Here is a 14,456-nt window from a genome sequence, read left to right as displayed (position 1 = left end):
AAAAGACTATAGATAATGCTCCAGCAACAACTTGCCACTCATGGCGATCGACATGGTCACCACCAGCGGGCGGATGATCTTACTGCCCTTAGTCACCACCATGCGCGAACCCAAGGTAGCGCCAATCGCCTGACCCAGTAGCATCACGCCGCCCAGCAGCCAGAGCACCTTGCCGCCTAGGGCGAAGAAGATCAGCGAGGCGATGTTGGTAGAAAAATTGAGCACCTTGGCATGGGCTGTCGCCTTCGCCAGCCCGTATCCGGCGAGCGACACGAAGGCCAGGGCGAAGAAACTGCCGGTGCCCGGACCGAAGAAACCATCGTAGAAGCCTACCCCTAACGCGGCCGTCAGGCCAAAGAGGGTTGGCGACATCACCTGATGCTTATCCTCTTCACTGATGGACTTGGAAAATAGGAAGTAGCAGCCGATTGCCAGGATCAAGAAGGGCAGCAGCAGCTTAAGCACACTGGTATCGATAAGCTGCACCGCCACCGTCCCTAGTGCTGCGCCAAGAAAGGCGCAGCAGATGGCCAATTTCATCTTACCGAGATCCACCATTCCCTTACGCACGAAGTAGAAACTGGCAAAGAAACTGCCGCCACAGGCCTGTAGCTTATTGGTCGCCAGCGCCGCCGTGGGTGGCAGGCCAGCCCACATGAGCGCAGGAATGGTGATCAGGCCGCCGCCTCCGGCGATGGCATCGATAAAACCGGCCAGGGCGGCTACCGCAAACAGCAGTGCCATCAGTTCATAACTCATTTCGAGGGACATGGGGACTCTATAAAGGTTTATTCACAATTGGCCGCTATTAAACGCGCTTTGCATACATTTAGCAAAGGAGTTATCCTCGCCTTAGTGTGAAATAATCTCACAAACAGAAGATGAATCAACTGACACTCCCGCCCCTCAATGCCCTGCGCGCCTTCGAGTCGGCGGCAAGGCACCTAAGCTTTACCCGCGCCGGGAATGAACTCTTTGTCACTCATGGCGCCATCAGTAAGCAGATAAAAACACTAGAGTCTTACCTAGATGTCAGCCTGTTCAGCCGCCAACATAGACAGCTCAGTCTCACGCCTGAGGGCGAGCGTTACCTGCGCCATATCAGCAGCGCACTGCAAAGCATCAGCCAAGCCACAGAGGAGCTGAGGTCACAACCGGGTATCGCGCAGGCACTGTCGATCAACGTCCTGCCCAGCCTCACCATTAACTGGTTGATCCCGAGGCTCGAGGAGTTTAAGGCCCGCCATCCCCACCTCTATGTGGATCTCTCCATCGGCGACTTTCAGGTGGATTTCAAGCGGGATAAGTATGATGTGGCCATTCGTAGCGCCACGGTGCGCCCGACCCATTGCCATGTACTCAAGTTGATGGATGAAGATCTCTGCCTGGTCTGCGCGCCGCAGCTTGCCGAGCAGATAGACAGCCTTCAAGCTATCAATCGTCAGACGTTACTGAAGCACACCACCCGCCCCGAGCTTTGGCCACTGTGGGCCGAGAAGGTGGGACTTAAGCTGACCACAGACAAGATGTTGGGGATGGAGCACTTTTATATGCTGAGTCAGGCGGCGGTCAGTGGCATGGGGCTTGCCCTGATCCCCCGCTTCTTCATCGAAAAGGAGCTGGCAGAGGGCAGCCTGGTGCTCCCCTTAGCTACCCAATTTACCAGCCCCTACGCCTACTATGTGTTGACGCCTAATCTACCGCCGTCAAAGCAAAGTGAGCGACCACTCAAGGTCCAGGCCTTTATCGACTGGCTGCTGGAGATCTTTGCCCCATACCGCCACCAAAGCGACGATCTAAGCTAGAACTTACTCGAGCAGATCGCTCGCGTCGAAGGCCTCGAGATAGTTAACGCCCTGGCCCACATCGAACTCGAAGTTGAGCACCTTGAGGCAGGTATCGAAGGTCTTCTCGCCAAACCACTCCCGGTCGAAGGCATGCAGCGCCTTGATGATCCCGGCCTGACCACCATCTCCCTGGAGTTTGACCGGCGTCAGGGTGGCGATAAAGCTTGCCACCAGACCGTAGAGGTCCTTCTCCGCCTCCCCTTCGGCAGCCCACAGCTGAGGGTCGGCGTAACGGCGAGCATAATGACTGGTGGCGATATCCAGCCCTATGCCGAAGTTCACCAGTACGGCCTTATCGTCGCTGCAGATGATGTTTTTCGGGCAGATGGCGCCGTGATAAATATCCATCTGATGCAGATACTGCAGCGCCGACAATAACTGAGTAAACCAGGTTGCCGGTTGCCCAAGCTGAATATCGCTCAGCTCATCCAGCGACACGCCGCGCTCCCAGGCGCGGCTGATAAACAGCTCATCGCTCTGGGGCAGCTGGCCGAAATTCAGCACTTGCTCCACGTGGGGGTGATAGAGTTTCGACAGACTGCGATAGAGGCTGCTGAGCATCAGCCAGTCGGTCTCCACCTTGGCATAGATGGAGACGCCGCAGGGATAATTGCCCTGAAGATGGCGCGCGCGCCAGAACTGGCTGTGCTCTGTGGCGGCGATGAACTGCTCCAGCTGATAGTGATGATCGATAATGGCGCCGCTGGCAATTTCGATCCGCTCCGGCAGGGTGTCGCAAACGCCGTTGTCGATCAATGCCGCGATATCACAGCGGATCATGTCCAGATCTGTGGTACCTCCACTGGCGGCCTGGCGAAACCATTGATAGATCCTCGGCTGACGGGTCTGCTCCGCCAATGAAAGAAAACTGGCGGCGAAGGCGGCGATATCTTGGCTGGCATTGAGGTTGTCCTTGATATCGATAAACTCGACATCGCCGAGATCCGAGACGAACAGACAGTTACTCTGCCAGCCGCCAACCGTGACTCCTCGGCGATGGATCTGCTGCAAGCCAGAGACGGCGCGGCGCAGGATCTCCAGTAGCTGATAGGTGGTTAACTGCTCATGTTCGAGCACATCCAGCGGTACGCCCCGTGGCATCCGAATGGGCAACACCAACTGCTCGCCATCTTGAATAAGCGGCGCGCATTGCGGCACACCGCTACAACCAGCCAGAGTCTGCAAGCGCTTAAACTCATCGCGCAGACGCAGCTCATATTGCAGCGACTCATCGCTGTTCTCAAACTGAGTCGGCACTAATACCTTGAGCAGCCAGGGCGCCGTCCAACCGCCGGGGCTGTACTCCGCCTGCCACACCTCAAGGCCGCTCTGGATGAAGAGACACTTGAGCTTAACGAAATCCTGGATCTTATTGTTGCGCTGCTCAACCAGGGCCACCTGGCCTATGGTCTCAAGCACCATCTGTTTCTGCTTGTCGGTCACCTGATGCTTACGCGGCGCCGTGAGGCCCCACTCCTTAGTCAGCGCGGCAACGATCTGACTCGGGGTATAGATGCTCAAAGAGCCCTGCTGTTTCTCAAGCTCAATCTCCTCGCCTTTTCGTCCGGTGACGAACACCATCCCCTGGCACCAGGGGGCATAGACGCCCACGGGGATCTTGTGTTTGACGTTGCCCGCCAGCACACGGGCCACATAGTTGGCCTTGGCCAGGCTGTTATCTACCTGACGGCCATCGAGCGACCAGGCATGCAGACCGGCGTCCAGGCGGCCGATATAGCCCTTCACATCGACCACATAGACGCCCCACTCGCCGATCACCAGTGCGTCGACCTCCATCGCCTGTCCCGACTTGGTGGGGATCTCCACATTGGTCAACAAGATGTAGTTGTCAGGCAACTCGTCGGCCAGCATGGCAAATGCCCAGCGCTCGGCGTCATTAACCGGGGTCCCAAAACTGATCTGCTTCGCCATCTGCTCTCCCTAATACCAGGCTTGCTTATCCTGTAGCTTACGTTACAGCAAAAAAAAGCCACTATAAATAGTGGCTTAATAAATTAGTTGCTTTTAAAATTAGTCGCGATTAATGATGACAGTCGTCATCGCATTCATGGTCATGGTCGGCAAACTCATCGTCACCTTCCTGATGCTGCATCACGCCCCAGCCGTCAGTCGCCCCACCGAACTCGGCGGCAAACTCGTTGAGCTCAACCTCCTGATCGACGATGGCCTGATATTCCGGCACCATGTTGATGCAGACAATCAATTCCCACTTGCCGAGCTCGTCGTTGAGGTGTAACTCCAACTCACCTTCGAGCTCTGATTGGGAAAGTTCTTCCACCGCAGATTCGGCGTCGCGCTGATCGTCAAAGATCAGGAAAAAATCCACATCCAAGGCCTTGGTTAAATCGATACCGGCCTCGGCCATGGCGGCTAACATCTTGCCATTATCATCATCTGGGAACTGCATAGTTTGACTCCTTCTGGATCTCTTGGCGACGAATCACTCAGCGACGATTGTCACGCTTTCGCCGTTGTAGCTGACCACCTGTCCGGCAATCACCTTCTTACGTTTACGGGTCTCGACTTCACCGTCGACGGTCACCAGGCCTTCGCTGATCACCATCTTGGCTTCGCCGCCAGCTGAGGTCATGGATTGCACCTTCAATACTTTATAGAGTTCGATAAACTCTTCACCCGGTAACAGGGTTAAGGTTTGGGCTTCTGTGGTCACGCTAACTACCTTTATTTAACTGAGTCGGCGGGAGTATATCACTCTGGCCTATTGCGGGCTATCACTGCGCTCCGAGGCGAGCAATCCATAATAGCGATCGTCCACCCAGGCATCATTTAGCCTGAAGTTATGCCTTAAGGTGCCCTCAAGGACGAAGCCACACTTCTCAAGCACCCGGGCCGAGGCCAGATTCTGGTCAGTACAAAGCGCGATAAATTTATGGGCATTAAACTGCAGACAGGCCCAATCGATCACCGCCCTGAGGCTCTCGGTGGCATAACCGCGCCCCTGGCCACTATTGCTTAGCATATAGCCCACCTCGACCTGACCCAGACTGGTATCGACACCGTAAAAGCCGGTAAAGCCGATAAACTCACCATCCTCAATGGTTTCGATAACCAGGGTCAGCCAGGCGCCAGACTCGTAATCCCAGGGCGCGAGACGCTGCTCAAACTTCTCCCGTAAGACAGGTTCGGTTTGAGGCGCCCTGACATAGCGACTTTGCCGCTCATCCTGATGGACCGACAAGAAGTGTGGCCAGTCCTCAGGCATGAGCGAGCGGATCTTTAAGTTGTCTGTATATAACTCGACAATCAAGAGATTAACCGCGGCTGGTCACTTCGAGTAGGTGGTAGCCGAACTGGGTCTTAACTGGGCCTTGCACTTCGTTTAGCGGCGCACTGAAGACCACCTCGTCGAACTCACGTACCATCATGCCTGGACCGAAAGAACCCAGGTCGCCGCCCTGCGCCCCTGACGGACAAGAGGAATGAGCCTTGGCCATCTCACCGAAATCTGCGCCGTCTAAGATCTGCTGCTTGATCTGTGCGCACTCTTCTTCGCTGCTAACCAATAGATGACGTGCTGTTGCTTGTACCATGTGGCACTCCTTTGATTTCCCTAAAAATGAATAAAATAAAACCCAGCAAGTATAAAACATTTGCTGGGTTTAAAAAGGTGTAACCCTCAGATTATGCTTTAGCGCCCTGAGCTTTTATCCAACGGTGGATTTTTTGCTCCATTACCGCCATCGGCAGCGAGCCTGAGGTTAAGATCTGATCGTGGAACCCTTTGAGATCGAACTTGTCGCCCAAAGCCTTTTCCGCCTCGGCGCGCAGGGCCAAGATTTTCAGCTGTCCCACCTTGTATGAGAGGGCTTGACCTGGGATCGCCATGTAGCGCTCGACCTCGGCGATGATGTCGGTCTCGGCCATCGGCGAGTTATCCTTCATATACTGAATAGCCTGCTCGCGGCTCCAACCCTTGGCGTGCAGGCCAGTGTCTACCACCAGACGCATGGCGCGCAGCATCTCATCGGATAGCTTACCGAAATACTGGTAAGGGTCTTCAAACAGGCCCATCTCGATGCCGAGATACTCGGCGTACAATGCCCAGCCCTCTTCGAAGGCGGTATAGCCGCTAAAGCGTTGGAACTCGGGCACACCGGACAGCTCCTGCTTGATGGCGATCTGGAAGTGATGCCCAGGTGCCGCTTCGTGCAGTGACAGCGTCGTCATCCCCCACTTAGGCTGCGCCTTCAGGTTGTAGGTGTTGATGTAGAAGACGCCAGGACGTGAACCATCGACCGCTGGTGCCTCGTAAGATGCACCGGCCGCTGACTGCTCGCGGAAGCTCTCAACCGGCTTGACCACATAGTCGGCCTTAGGCATGACATTGAAGTAGTTAGGCAATACGGCGTTGATCTTGTCCTTCAGTACCATGTAGCCATCGATCAGCCCCTGACGCTCGCTAAAGAAGTATTGCGGCTCAGAAGATAGTGAAGCAAAGAAGGCCTTGAGATCGCCCTTGAAGCCCACCTGCTCTCTCACCTTATCCATCTCACTGAGAATACGCGCCACCTCATTAAGGCCAATCTGATGGATCTCATCGACCGGCATGGTGGTCGTGGTGTGGGCATTGGCTAGGTGCTGGTACCAGAGTTTACCGTTAGGCAGCCCCCACCAACCATCGCTGGCTCTGGCCACAGGCAGATAGGTTTCCTGGAAATATTGCTTCAGCGACGCTAGTGCTGGGATCAGCTCTTTGCCGATCAGAGTGTCATATTGCTGAGTAAGCTTCTGCTTTTCCTCTTCACTAAAGCTCTCGGGCAGATTAGTGATAGGCGCATAGAAAAGGCTGTCGCTCGGCTGCTCGACTAACTGGGCATCCAACTGCGGAATGATGCGCTCGACCAAGACTCTTGGTAGCACGGCCTTGCTGGCAATCCCCTCGTCCATGCGTGCCTGGGCCAACTTAGTCCAGTTGATGAAGCCCGATAGACGCGATAGCCAGTTTTCATAGTCTTTAACCGTGTTAAATGGCTGAGCACTCTCACCGCTGCCCAGCTGCACCATGGTAATGACTGTGCTGTAGAACTGGTTCATCGGCATGAAATAGGATGGGAAGGTCTCGGACACCAGCGCCATGTTTCTGTCATAGGTAAACATGTCGTAGCTCAGCTGCAGCGGCTCGGGTAAGGCGCTGCGATCTATGGCCTTTACCGCCTTCAGGTAGCGACTGTTAAGCTCGTGACGCGACTTGAGATACTCCTCGGTCAGATCGCCGCCAAATTGGTCGTTGTAGTCATTGACGCCGACAAAGGTGGCGTACATTGGCTCTAGTTTGAGCATGTCGTTGAAATAACGATCCACTAAGGCGAGGTATTCCTGCTCTGCGCTTTGTGCCTGAGGCGCCACAGTCTGTTCTGGAGCAGGGGCATTGCTCTTGGCCTGGCTTGCACTGGTTTCCTTGTCTGAGCAGCCCACCACGGCCACTAAAGCTGATATCGTCAATGCGAGAAGCGTTTTGTTCATTCGAGTTATATCCTTCATATTCTGTGCAAGTGAGTGTTGTTTTCTATAATTACCTTAGGTGTATCTGAGGAGCGAGCTAATGATTTACTCATTTAGTAATTCTGGATTCAGAGATCCCGAAACTGGCGTCTACAACCAAACCTATTTTATGGAGGTGTTTAACCGTGAGTGGCACCGCCACATGCGCGAACGCCAGACGCTGGCCTTATTGTATCTTTGCCCACACATTCATGAAACAGTAAAGCAACCTCATTTACTGGAATTATTCATGAAACAGGTTCAAGAAGCGATACTTAGGACAACGGATATGGTCGCCAGACTGAATCAGGATAACTTTGCCTTGGGGCTGTTTAACATAGATAGAGAAGGAACCGAAATCGTTATCGCCCGCATAGAACAGAAAATAATGGATTTTAACCAGGATTATCAACGCAAACACAGCAACCGCATCGACTATGAGCTGGCCGGTTGTCTCTGCCAACCCGAGAGCGATCTCAACATCGAAAACCTGTTTGAAGATGTCCGCTCATTGACCCACACCTTAGAGGGGCAGAAGGAACACCATACGGCGATGCATTGCCTGAACTAACTTGTATACTTGTCTACCGGCATAAAAAAAGCCCCTTGCGGGGCTTTTTATTTTAAGGCTTAAAGTGCAACGTTATAGATACGTGCCTTTTCCTTGATATAGGCGAGATAACTTGTTGCTGAACGCTTAGTCTTCTCATCCTTAGCAGCCTTCAAGCAGGCATTGTATGCAGCTTTAATCTGCTTAGTACCTAAATAAGCCAAAGTTAGTTCAAACTCAACTTCACCTTCACTCACACCGCCGGCAGCCAATGCTTTTTTCAGCACAGGGATCGCCTCTTTGTGTTTCTCTTGCAGGGTCAGAAGACGGGCTTGTTTAAGGTAAAGTTTACCATCGTTATTGATGGCAGCAGCCTTACCATAATAATCTGCCGCTTCCTTTAGCTCTTTAGCATTGTGATAGAAGCCACCCAGGATAGATAAAGTTTTCTCATCTTCCTTAATCAGGCCACTCTTCATATGCTTTTCATAGATTTTCGCCGCGCGGTATGGTGAACCATTTTGCGCCAGCAGCTGAGACAGACGTGTGATGTTACCCGCAGTCTCTAAAAATCCATTCTTATAAGCTAAGTCGTAGGTTGCTAATGACTTATCATAGCTTTCAGTCATCAAATAAAACTGCGCTAACTGTACCCATAGACGGCCATCTTGTTGGAAAAGCGGCACCATAGTCTCTAGGACTTTAATCGCATTTTTATAATCTTTCTTGTTGAAGTAAGCAGTCAGCTTCATCTGGTACAAGCCTTTATCTGGCTTAGTACTGATAGACAGACCTTTATCGACAACGCCGAGCACCTTATCCCACTCTTTAAGTTCAGAATAAGCGATACCTATACGACGATACACTTGTGGATCTTCTTTACAGGTAAACTTCATCCACTCGTAGTAGTAAGGGATAGACTCTTTAAACTTCTTTTCCTGAATCAACAGGTCGGCATATAGACGTAGGGTTGCACCATGGTCTGTACCACCAAGAATGTCAGCGTCAACGGCTTGCTTCAGGTACTTGATCGCCGTACCCATCTGATTTTTTTCGGCATAAAAGTTACCCAACATACGGGCAATATAGGCCTTATCAAAAGCATCGCGTGGGCTGGCTTCAAGCAATACGGCAATCGCTTCGTCGATATTGCCTTCTTGATAAGCTTCGAAAGACTTTTGGACTTTCTTTGCCGAGCTTTGGCCTACGGCCTTAGACTGGCGCTTCTCAATGGGGCATTTTTCGGCAGCACTTGCCGCTGGTGCAACGACCAGGCTTCCACCGATGGCAAGCAATAGTGCGGCTGCAAGTGTATTAACCTTTTGCATCTCTATTTGCCTCCATCAAGTTTAAAGTCTAGTTGTACCGTCATACCAGGTTGCTTAAGGGCTTTACCGTCAACAATCTTTGGCTTGTACTTCCACTTCTTCAGTGCACGCTTAGCTTCTTTGTCGAAGATACGCTTAGGATCGGCGTTGATCACTTGCACATCTTCTACACCACCAAGTTCGTTGATAGTAAAACTAAGTTGTACCCAACCTTCCTTACCGTCACGTGCTGCAGCAATCGGGTACTGTGGCTCGATACGAACGATAGGTGTTGCATCACCGTCACGAGTCATCATGTTACCCAGCTTGAAGCCGGTAGATGCGGCACCCGCTACTACACCACTCATGTTGAAAGACATGTTGGTGTCTATGTCTGATGAGCTATCAGGCGGTGGCGTATCTGGTAAAGGTGGCTGCTCAGGTGGTGTAGGTGGCTTAGGTTTGACCCTAGGCTTGTCCTGCACTTTCGTATCCTGTTTATCCATACTGATCTCAATAACCGGAGATTCAGTGGCAGTGTCGGCGCGTTTCGCGCCGCCACTGACCAAGAAGGCCATGAAAACAAACAGGGCGAAAGTAACAGCACCACCAATTAATAATGATACTATTCCTCTCAGCATATTAGTCTTTCCCCGCTGATACCGAAATCTTGTTGATCCCAGCTTTCTTCACATTGTCCATAACCTTTACAACAATGCCGTGTTCAGCTTCTTTATCAGCTTCGATCAATACAGCCGCTTCTGGTGATTCAGCCAACATACGCTCAACGTTTGCTGTTACACGCTCGATATCAACCTGACGGTTTTCCATCTTAATTACGCCTGTCTTGCTCACACCGATAAAGATGTTTGCCGACTTCTGAGTTGTCGCTTGAGAAGCCTCTGGCTTGTTGTAGTCAAGACCAGATGGCTTAATGAACGACGTTGTTACGATAAAGAAGATCAACATGATAAACACGATGTCGAGCATCGGTGTCATATCAATTTGCGCTTCTTCTTCTATACTTGAATGCTTTTTACGTGCCATGTTCAATCTCTCTCTAGTGGTGTGGCAGGCTATCTTTTAGCTTTTCCATACTGATTTTCATCTTGGCGTCTAGGCGAGTACTAAAGAATACTCCCGATAACGCTGCGACCATTCCCGCCATTGTCGGCATGGTTGCCATTGAAATACCAGCTGCCATCATACGAGCATTACTCGTCCCATGAACTGCCATCACATCGAATACCTGTATCATACCGGTTACGGTACCTAGTAGACCGATCATTGGACAGATGGCTACTAAGGTTTTGATAATCAGCATACGAGCATTCATATCTTGTTTCGCTTGGGATACCCAAGCTTCACGGATACGGTGTGCATGCCAAGAGGTTGAATCCTCTCGCTTGTCCCATGCGGTGATAATGTTTTTGTGCTCTTTTGGCGCAATCAGATTGAGATACCAATAGCGCTCAAGCATTAACACCCACATGAGGAATAGCACTGCCGCAACCAACCAGAGGACGTCGCCCCCGGAGGCCATGAAGCCCCTGACGGAATCCCAGATGTCCATCAGGTATAGCATCATTAGGCGTTCCTCTTCTCAGCGTGCTCGGCAACAATACCCGCACTTTGCTCTTCAAGTACTTGAACAACTGACTTGCTACGTGCAATCACGATAGCGTGCATTAGCATTAGTGGCAGTGCAGCAACCAGACCTTGTACGGTCGTCATCAGTGCCATAGAGATACCACCAGCCATTAACTTAGGATCACCAGTACCGAATAGCTGGATGCTTTGGAAGGTTGCAATCATACCTGTTACTGTACCCAGTAGACCCATCATAGGTGCGATAGCCGCTAGCACCTTGATGATAGAGATACGAGTCTCAAGTGCTGGAGTTTCTTTCAGAATCGCTTCGTCAAGTTTCAGCTCAAGCGTTTCAACGTCAACATCTTTGTTGTCGTGGTATGCCTTAAGTACGCGACCCAGAGGGTTGTTACCTGGGTTGTCGATGTTCTTACGTTGTGCGTTAACTTTCGCGCCAACAACATACAGAGTCACCAGACGCTCGATAGAGATCAGGGCACCAAGAACAAGCAGACCGATGATGATGTAACCGATAGTACCACCGGCTTCGATACGCTCTTCAATAGTTGCCTTCTGAGTGAACACGTTTAGCAGTACACCACGTGCAGGGTCAACGAACAGCTTGTGAACGCCAGAAGTTTGACCTTCAAAGTTTTTAACGCTGGCAACTTGCTCGCTACCAGGCTGTTGTGAAAGCTGCTGAACCAGACCTAGATCGGCGTTATAAACAACATATTGACCATCTGCTAGCAGGTTGTAAGCACCAACACGAGTGATCTTGGTGTTGTGAACGTTACCGTCGATACCCGTTACGGCACCGTCAAAAGTAACCACTTTACCAGACTCAGCCATTTCGAATAGCTGCTCTTCCCAGAACTTCTCTAGCTCTTCGATTTTTGGCAGTTCTTTACGTGCACCTAGCTCAGCGATGAAAGCATCACGACCAGGGAACTGAGCGCTTACGTTTGATGAAACAAGCTTACCAGCGAAATCACCGGCTTCACCTTTAACAACACCGAACATCTCACCCAAGTCACCTTGAGCAATCTTACGGTCTTCTTCTAACTGAGCAATTTTACGCTCGTTATCGGCAAACGCTTGAGAAAGATCTTTACCGCGTTGTTCTTCAGCCGCTAGCGCCGCTTTTTCACGCTTTAGCAGTGCAGCTTTATCGCCACGCTCGGCTTGGAACTCGGCTTCACGCTTCTTGTTTACTTTAGCAGCGTTAGCACGATCGGTTTGAACTTGCTTAAGTAGCTGGTCGATGTTCTTAGGCGCATCAGCAGCGCTCACCATGCCAGCAGTTAAAGACAGACTTGCAGCAACGATTGCTGTAGAGATTAACTTTTTCATTATTGTGCAGCCTCCGCAGCTGGGATTGGTAACGCGAACATATCTGGAGCACCCTGGCCACGAGCCTGGCGAATTGCTTTAGTAATGTTACGTAGATAGCTATCTTCTAGCTTATCCCATGCTTTTGTCTCAGGATTGAACATCCATGCAGACTTTTGATCTAGGCTTTGTGCGTAGTAGGCAACGCGACCGAAGTTGATGAAATCAACCAGGATCTCTTTACCGTCAAGTTGCAGCTTACCGGTTTCAACATTCAACTTAGAACCGTATTCACGCTCGATGTTATAAGCATCAAGGATCAGACGATATTTTTCAGCCAGCGTTACGTTAGCTGTATCTAGAGTTTCACGAAGACGCTTGATACGGGCTTCACGAGTTTCTTTGTTAAATGGCAGATCCAGAGCAACAAACTGCTCTAGTGCATCAACCATCTTGAACATTAGCGGTACAACGCCTTGACGTAGCTTATCAACACCGTTGATGTCTTCTTGGATAAGCTTCATGGTGGCTTCTTGGTCTGCTACCAGGCCAGCTACATAATCGTTGTATGACTTAGTTGACTCACGAGTGTCTGCAACTTGGCCATATTCAAACGCCATGTCTTGCGCTTGATCGTAATACTTATCAACTTTCTTTTGAGATGCGGCTGCATCTGCATGAATTTTCGCATCCGCTTTCTGAACATCAGAAAGTGGATCGGCAACCACTAAGTTACTGCCTGCTAAGGCCAGCGCGCCAATGAGCGCCGTAGCGATTTTAGTTCTATTGCTTACCTTGGACATAGTTCCCAACCAATTTGAAGTGAAAAATAAAAGGTTTAACTTATTGGCAACACGGGTTTTCTGCTTATATTTGCACGAATTCCGCCACCATAAGTGTGCATTTCTCTTGTGATTGTTAGTTATTATCTTCCCTTTTCTACACCAATCAAGGTGTAGACCCGCAGGCATCATTTCACAAAATGTTGACCTGTGTCAACATTTGGAAACGGCTAAAACTAGCAGAAAAAGCTCTTAGGGGCTGAAAATAACACAAGAGGTGTTTTTTCAAACAAGTCAATATTTACAAATCTAATTCGCATGAGCCGACATAAACAACAAAGTATAAATAACTATATGATTTTATTTGCATAAGTGAGATAACAAAAACCAAATACCCTGTTAACATATTGTTAACCAAATAACTTTATCGCAAACGTTTGCATCAAATTATGTTGTGCTGGTATTACCACGTGGTCTATCTGAAACATCTTTTATACATATAGCGAATTGAGTCCCGCAGATACTAGATAGTTTTATTTATGACAATCTTCCAACCCAATATCTGACCATCGTTGTCTTCAATCTGGTTAATACTGCTTAAGTTCACACCCAGTTCAATTAGATTAGCTAACATGGCTGAAAGTGCCAATTCATCTAGAGATGCTTCGACGAGCTCGCCGAGGCGATCTCTTAATGTTTCAATCTGCTGACGAGCAAATATTAGATATTGCTGCTTCTTTGCCAAGGGCCAAAATAGACCTTGTTGAAAAAGGCTCGCCACATAGGTAAGCAACTCACTGTCCTTCAGTCCTTCCTCATCGGACTGAGCCAGGGTTGAAATCTCCTGATTCAATTGGTGGCGCAATCGCTCGCACTCGGTATCTTGCTTGATGCGCTGAACATCTTCTGCGTTGATAAGCGAGCCCATCTGCAAAATGAGCGATTCCATGGTCTCGAATACTTTGGTGATCGAATGCTGACTGACGACATTCAATATTCGCCGGTTACGATTAATGATCATCGAACGGCTATGGTGAGTCACCAAACTAAGTCTACCTCCGGGCTTAAGCACACGAATCGCCTCCGGAATGGAAAGGGCTAAATCAGAGTACTCTATACCATATTGAGAGATAACTAGGTCAAAACTATTGTCCTCAAAAGCCAAGCACGAACAATCTATGTGGGAAAGCAGTGATACCCTCACCTCCTCATTTAACGCTAACGCGTCTAAATTAGTGTTTATTTGGGCAAGGTCTACACCTATTACTTCACCTTTCTTATTAGCGCCTTTGAAATGTTGATTCAATAGCAGCGGTAGTGCCCCGTTGCCAGTAGCGAGATCCAGCACCTTAAAGTTATCTGCTAAGGCATTAAAATCCTGATGCCAATTTGTCTCTAGCACACCAGAGTAATTGCCAGAAAAACTGTCACCAAAAGATGTCAGATGTCCCTGTAGCCAGTATTCGTCCCAATGATGGCTCATAATGCTCGCCCTTTTGTCGTTTTTGTTACCGGCTTTTATTAA

At 50.1% G+C, this 14,456-nt stretch carries 16 protein-coding genes; 2 read left to right on the top strand and 14 right to left on the bottom strand.

The features are described from left to right. Positions 1 to 6: 6 nt before the first annotated feature. Positions 7 to 771 (bottom strand): TSUP family transporter, encoded by a 765-nt coding sequence (locus tag AYI87_RS06350; protein ID WP_144200544.1) that lies wholly within the window; start codon positions 769 to 771, stop codon positions 7 to 9. Between the two features lie 110 nt (positions 772 to 881). Here AYI87_RS06350 and gcvA point away from each other — a divergent pair, with 110 nt between their 5' ends. After that, positions 882 to 1,805 (top strand): transcriptional regulator GcvA, encoded by a 924-nt coding sequence (gene gcvA / locus AYI87_RS06345; RefSeq protein WP_144200543.1) that lies wholly within the window; start codon positions 882 to 884, stop codon positions 1,803 to 1,805. 3 nt (positions 1,806 to 1,808) lie between these two features. On the opposite strand, the gene AYI87_RS06340 is transcribed toward gcvA, so the two are convergent. The 6 genes from AYI87_RS06340 to AYI87_RS06315 all read right to left on the bottom strand — a co-directional run bounded on the left by AYI87_RS06340 (position 1,809) and on the right by AYI87_RS06315 (position 7,352). Then, on the bottom strand, positions 1,809 to 3,779 hold the full coding sequence (locus AYI87_RS06340; protein ID WP_144200541.1) for an NERD domain-containing protein kinase family protein: 1,971 nt from the start codon (positions 3,777 to 3,779) through the stop codon (positions 1,809 to 1,811). 109 nt (positions 3,780 to 3,888) lie between these two features. Beyond that, on the bottom strand, positions 3,889 to 4,275 hold the full coding sequence (locus tag AYI87_RS06335) for a ribonuclease E inhibitor RraB (protein WP_011866264.1): 387 nt from the start codon (positions 4,273 to 4,275) through the stop codon (positions 3,889 to 3,891). 33 nt (positions 4,276 to 4,308) lie between these two features. Next, positions 4,309 to 4,539 (bottom strand): RNA-binding S4 domain-containing protein, encoded by a 231-nt coding sequence (locus AYI87_RS06330; RefSeq protein ID WP_186300566.1) that lies wholly within the window; start codon positions 4,537 to 4,539, stop codon positions 4,309 to 4,311. Positions 4,540 to 4,587: 48 nt separating this feature from the next. Beyond that, positions 4,588 to 5,133 (bottom strand): GNAT family N-acetyltransferase, encoded by a 546-nt coding sequence (locus tag AYI87_RS06325; protein ID WP_186300577.1) that lies wholly within the window; start codon positions 5,131 to 5,133, stop codon positions 4,588 to 4,590. Positions 5,134 to 5,140: 7 nt separating this feature from the next. Next, a complete protein-coding gene (locus AYI87_RS06320; protein WP_011866267.1) occupies positions 5,141 to 5,419 on the bottom strand; it encodes a peptidylprolyl isomerase in 279 nt (92 codons plus the stop codon). Between the two features lie 91 nt (positions 5,420 to 5,510). Further along, on the bottom strand, positions 5,511 to 7,352 hold the full coding sequence (locus AYI87_RS06315) for a DUF885 domain-containing protein (RefSeq protein WP_144200537.1): 1,842 nt from the start codon (positions 7,350 to 7,352) through the stop codon (positions 5,511 to 5,513). Between the two features lie 79 nt (positions 7,353 to 7,431). Between AYI87_RS06315 and AYI87_RS06310 the strand changes: the two genes are divergently transcribed. Then, positions 7,432 to 7,941 carry a GGDEF domain-containing protein gene (locus AYI87_RS06310; protein ID WP_011866269.1) on the top strand — a complete coding sequence of 170 codons (510 nt, stop codon included), beginning with the start codon at positions 7,432 to 7,434 and terminating at the stop codon, positions 7,939 to 7,941. 59 nt (positions 7,942 to 8,000) lie between these two features. On the opposite strand, the gene AYI87_RS06305 is transcribed toward AYI87_RS06310, so the two are convergent. The 7 genes from AYI87_RS06305 to AYI87_RS06275 form a co-directional block, all read right to left on the bottom strand. Further along, the gene (locus AYI87_RS06305) at positions 8,001 to 9,248 is read right to left on the bottom strand and encodes a tetratricopeptide repeat protein (RefSeq protein WP_144200535.1); all 1,248 of its coding nucleotides are present in this window, start codon (positions 9,246 to 9,248) and stop codon (positions 8,001 to 8,003) included. 2 nt (positions 9,249 to 9,250) lie between these two features. After that, positions 9,251 to 9,868, bottom strand: coding sequence for an energy transducer TonB (locus AYI87_RS06300; RefSeq protein WP_144200533.1), 618 nt, complete (start codon positions 9,866 to 9,868; stop codon positions 9,251 to 9,253). 1 nt (position 9,869) lies between these two features. Continuing rightward, entirely contained in the window at positions 9,870 to 10,274 is a 405-nt protein-coding gene (locus tag AYI87_RS06295; RefSeq protein WP_011866272.1) for an ExbD/TolR family protein, read from the bottom strand. Positions 10,275 to 10,287: 13 nt separating this feature from the next. Next, positions 10,288 to 10,815 carry a MotA/TolQ/ExbB proton channel family protein gene (locus AYI87_RS06290; RefSeq protein ID WP_011866273.1) on the bottom strand — a complete coding sequence of 176 codons (528 nt, stop codon included), beginning with the start codon at positions 10,813 to 10,815 and terminating at the stop codon, positions 10,288 to 10,290. After that, a complete protein-coding gene (locus tag AYI87_RS06285) occupies positions 10,815 to 12,170 on the bottom strand; it encodes a MotA/TolQ/ExbB proton channel family protein (RefSeq protein WP_144200531.1) in 1,356 nt (451 codons plus the stop codon). The genes AYI87_RS06290 and AYI87_RS06285 overlap by 1 nt, the downstream gene beginning before the upstream one ends. Next, positions 12,170 to 12,952 (bottom strand): DUF3450 domain-containing protein, encoded by a 783-nt coding sequence (locus AYI87_RS06280; RefSeq protein ID WP_011866275.1) that lies wholly within the window; start codon positions 12,950 to 12,952, stop codon positions 12,170 to 12,172. The genes AYI87_RS06285 and AYI87_RS06280 overlap by 1 nt, the downstream gene beginning before the upstream one ends. A gap of 502 nt (positions 12,953 to 13,454) precedes the next feature. Further along, positions 13,455 to 14,414 (bottom strand): class I SAM-dependent methyltransferase, encoded by a 960-nt coding sequence (locus AYI87_RS06275; RefSeq protein ID WP_260865092.1) that lies wholly within the window; start codon positions 14,412 to 14,414, stop codon positions 13,455 to 13,457. Between the last annotated feature and the right edge of the window lie 42 nt (positions 14,415 to 14,456).

Origin of the sequence: Shewanella sp. KCT (genome assembly GCF_007636505.1) — a bacterium.
GTDB classification, from domain to species: Bacteria; Pseudomonadota; Gammaproteobacteria; order Enterobacterales; family Shewanellaceae; genus Shewanella; species Shewanella halotolerans.
The sequence above is the reverse complement of the archived record's forward strand: the minus strand, read 5'-3'. Positions and strand labels throughout refer to the sequence as shown.

Excerpts from the sequence above, each read along its gene's own strand:
- AYI87_RS06320 (WP_011866267.1), bottom strand. The coding sequence starts at position 5,419 with ATGGTACAAGCAACAGCACGTCATCTATTGGTTAGCAGCGAAGAAGAG.
- AYI87_RS06300 (WP_144200533.1), bottom strand. The coding sequence starts at position 9,868 with ATGCTGAGAGGAATAGTATCATTATTAATTGGTGGTGCTGTTACTTTC.
- AYI87_RS06290 (WP_011866273.1), bottom strand. The coding sequence starts at position 10,815 with ATGATGCTATACCTGATGGACATCTGGGATTCCGTCAGGGGCTTCATG.
- AYI87_RS06340 (WP_144200541.1), bottom strand. The coding sequence starts at position 3,779 with ATGGCGAAGCAGATCAGTTTTGGGACCCCGGTTAATGACGCCGAGCGC.
- AYI87_RS06275 (WP_260865092.1), bottom strand. The coding sequence starts at position 14,414 with ATGAGCCATCATTGGGACGAATACTGGCTACAGGGACATCTGACATCT.
- AYI87_RS06280 (WP_011866275.1), bottom strand. The coding sequence starts at position 12,952 with ATGTCCAAGGTAAGCAATAGAACTAAAATCGCTACGGCGCTCATTGGC.
- gcvA (WP_144200543.1), top strand. The coding sequence starts at position 882 with ATGAATCAACTGACACTCCCGCCCCTCAATGCCCTGCGCGCCTTCGAG.
- AYI87_RS06310 (WP_011866269.1), top strand. The coding sequence starts at position 7,432 with ATGATTTACTCATTTAGTAATTCTGGATTCAGAGATCCCGAAACTGGC.
- AYI87_RS06315 (WP_144200537.1), bottom strand. The coding sequence starts at position 7,352 with ATGAACAAAACGCTTCTCGCATTGACGATATCAGCTTTAGTGGCCGTG.
- AYI87_RS06305 (WP_144200535.1), bottom strand. The coding sequence starts at position 9,248 with ATGCAAAAGGTTAATACACTTGCAGCCGCACTATTGCTTGCCATCGGT.
- AYI87_RS06350 (WP_144200544.1), bottom strand. The coding sequence starts at position 771 with ATGTCCCTCGAAATGAGTTATGAACTGATGGCACTGCTGTTTGCGGTA.
- AYI87_RS06295 (WP_011866272.1), bottom strand. The coding sequence starts at position 10,274 with ATGGCACGTAAAAAGCATTCAAGTATAGAAGAAGAAGCGCAAATTGAT.
- AYI87_RS06335 (WP_011866264.1), bottom strand. The coding sequence starts at position 4,275 with ATGCAGTTCCCAGATGATGATAATGGCAAGATGTTAGCCGCCATGGCC.
- AYI87_RS06285 (WP_144200531.1), bottom strand. The coding sequence starts at position 12,170 with ATGAAAAAGTTAATCTCTACAGCAATCGTTGCTGCAAGTCTGTCTTTA.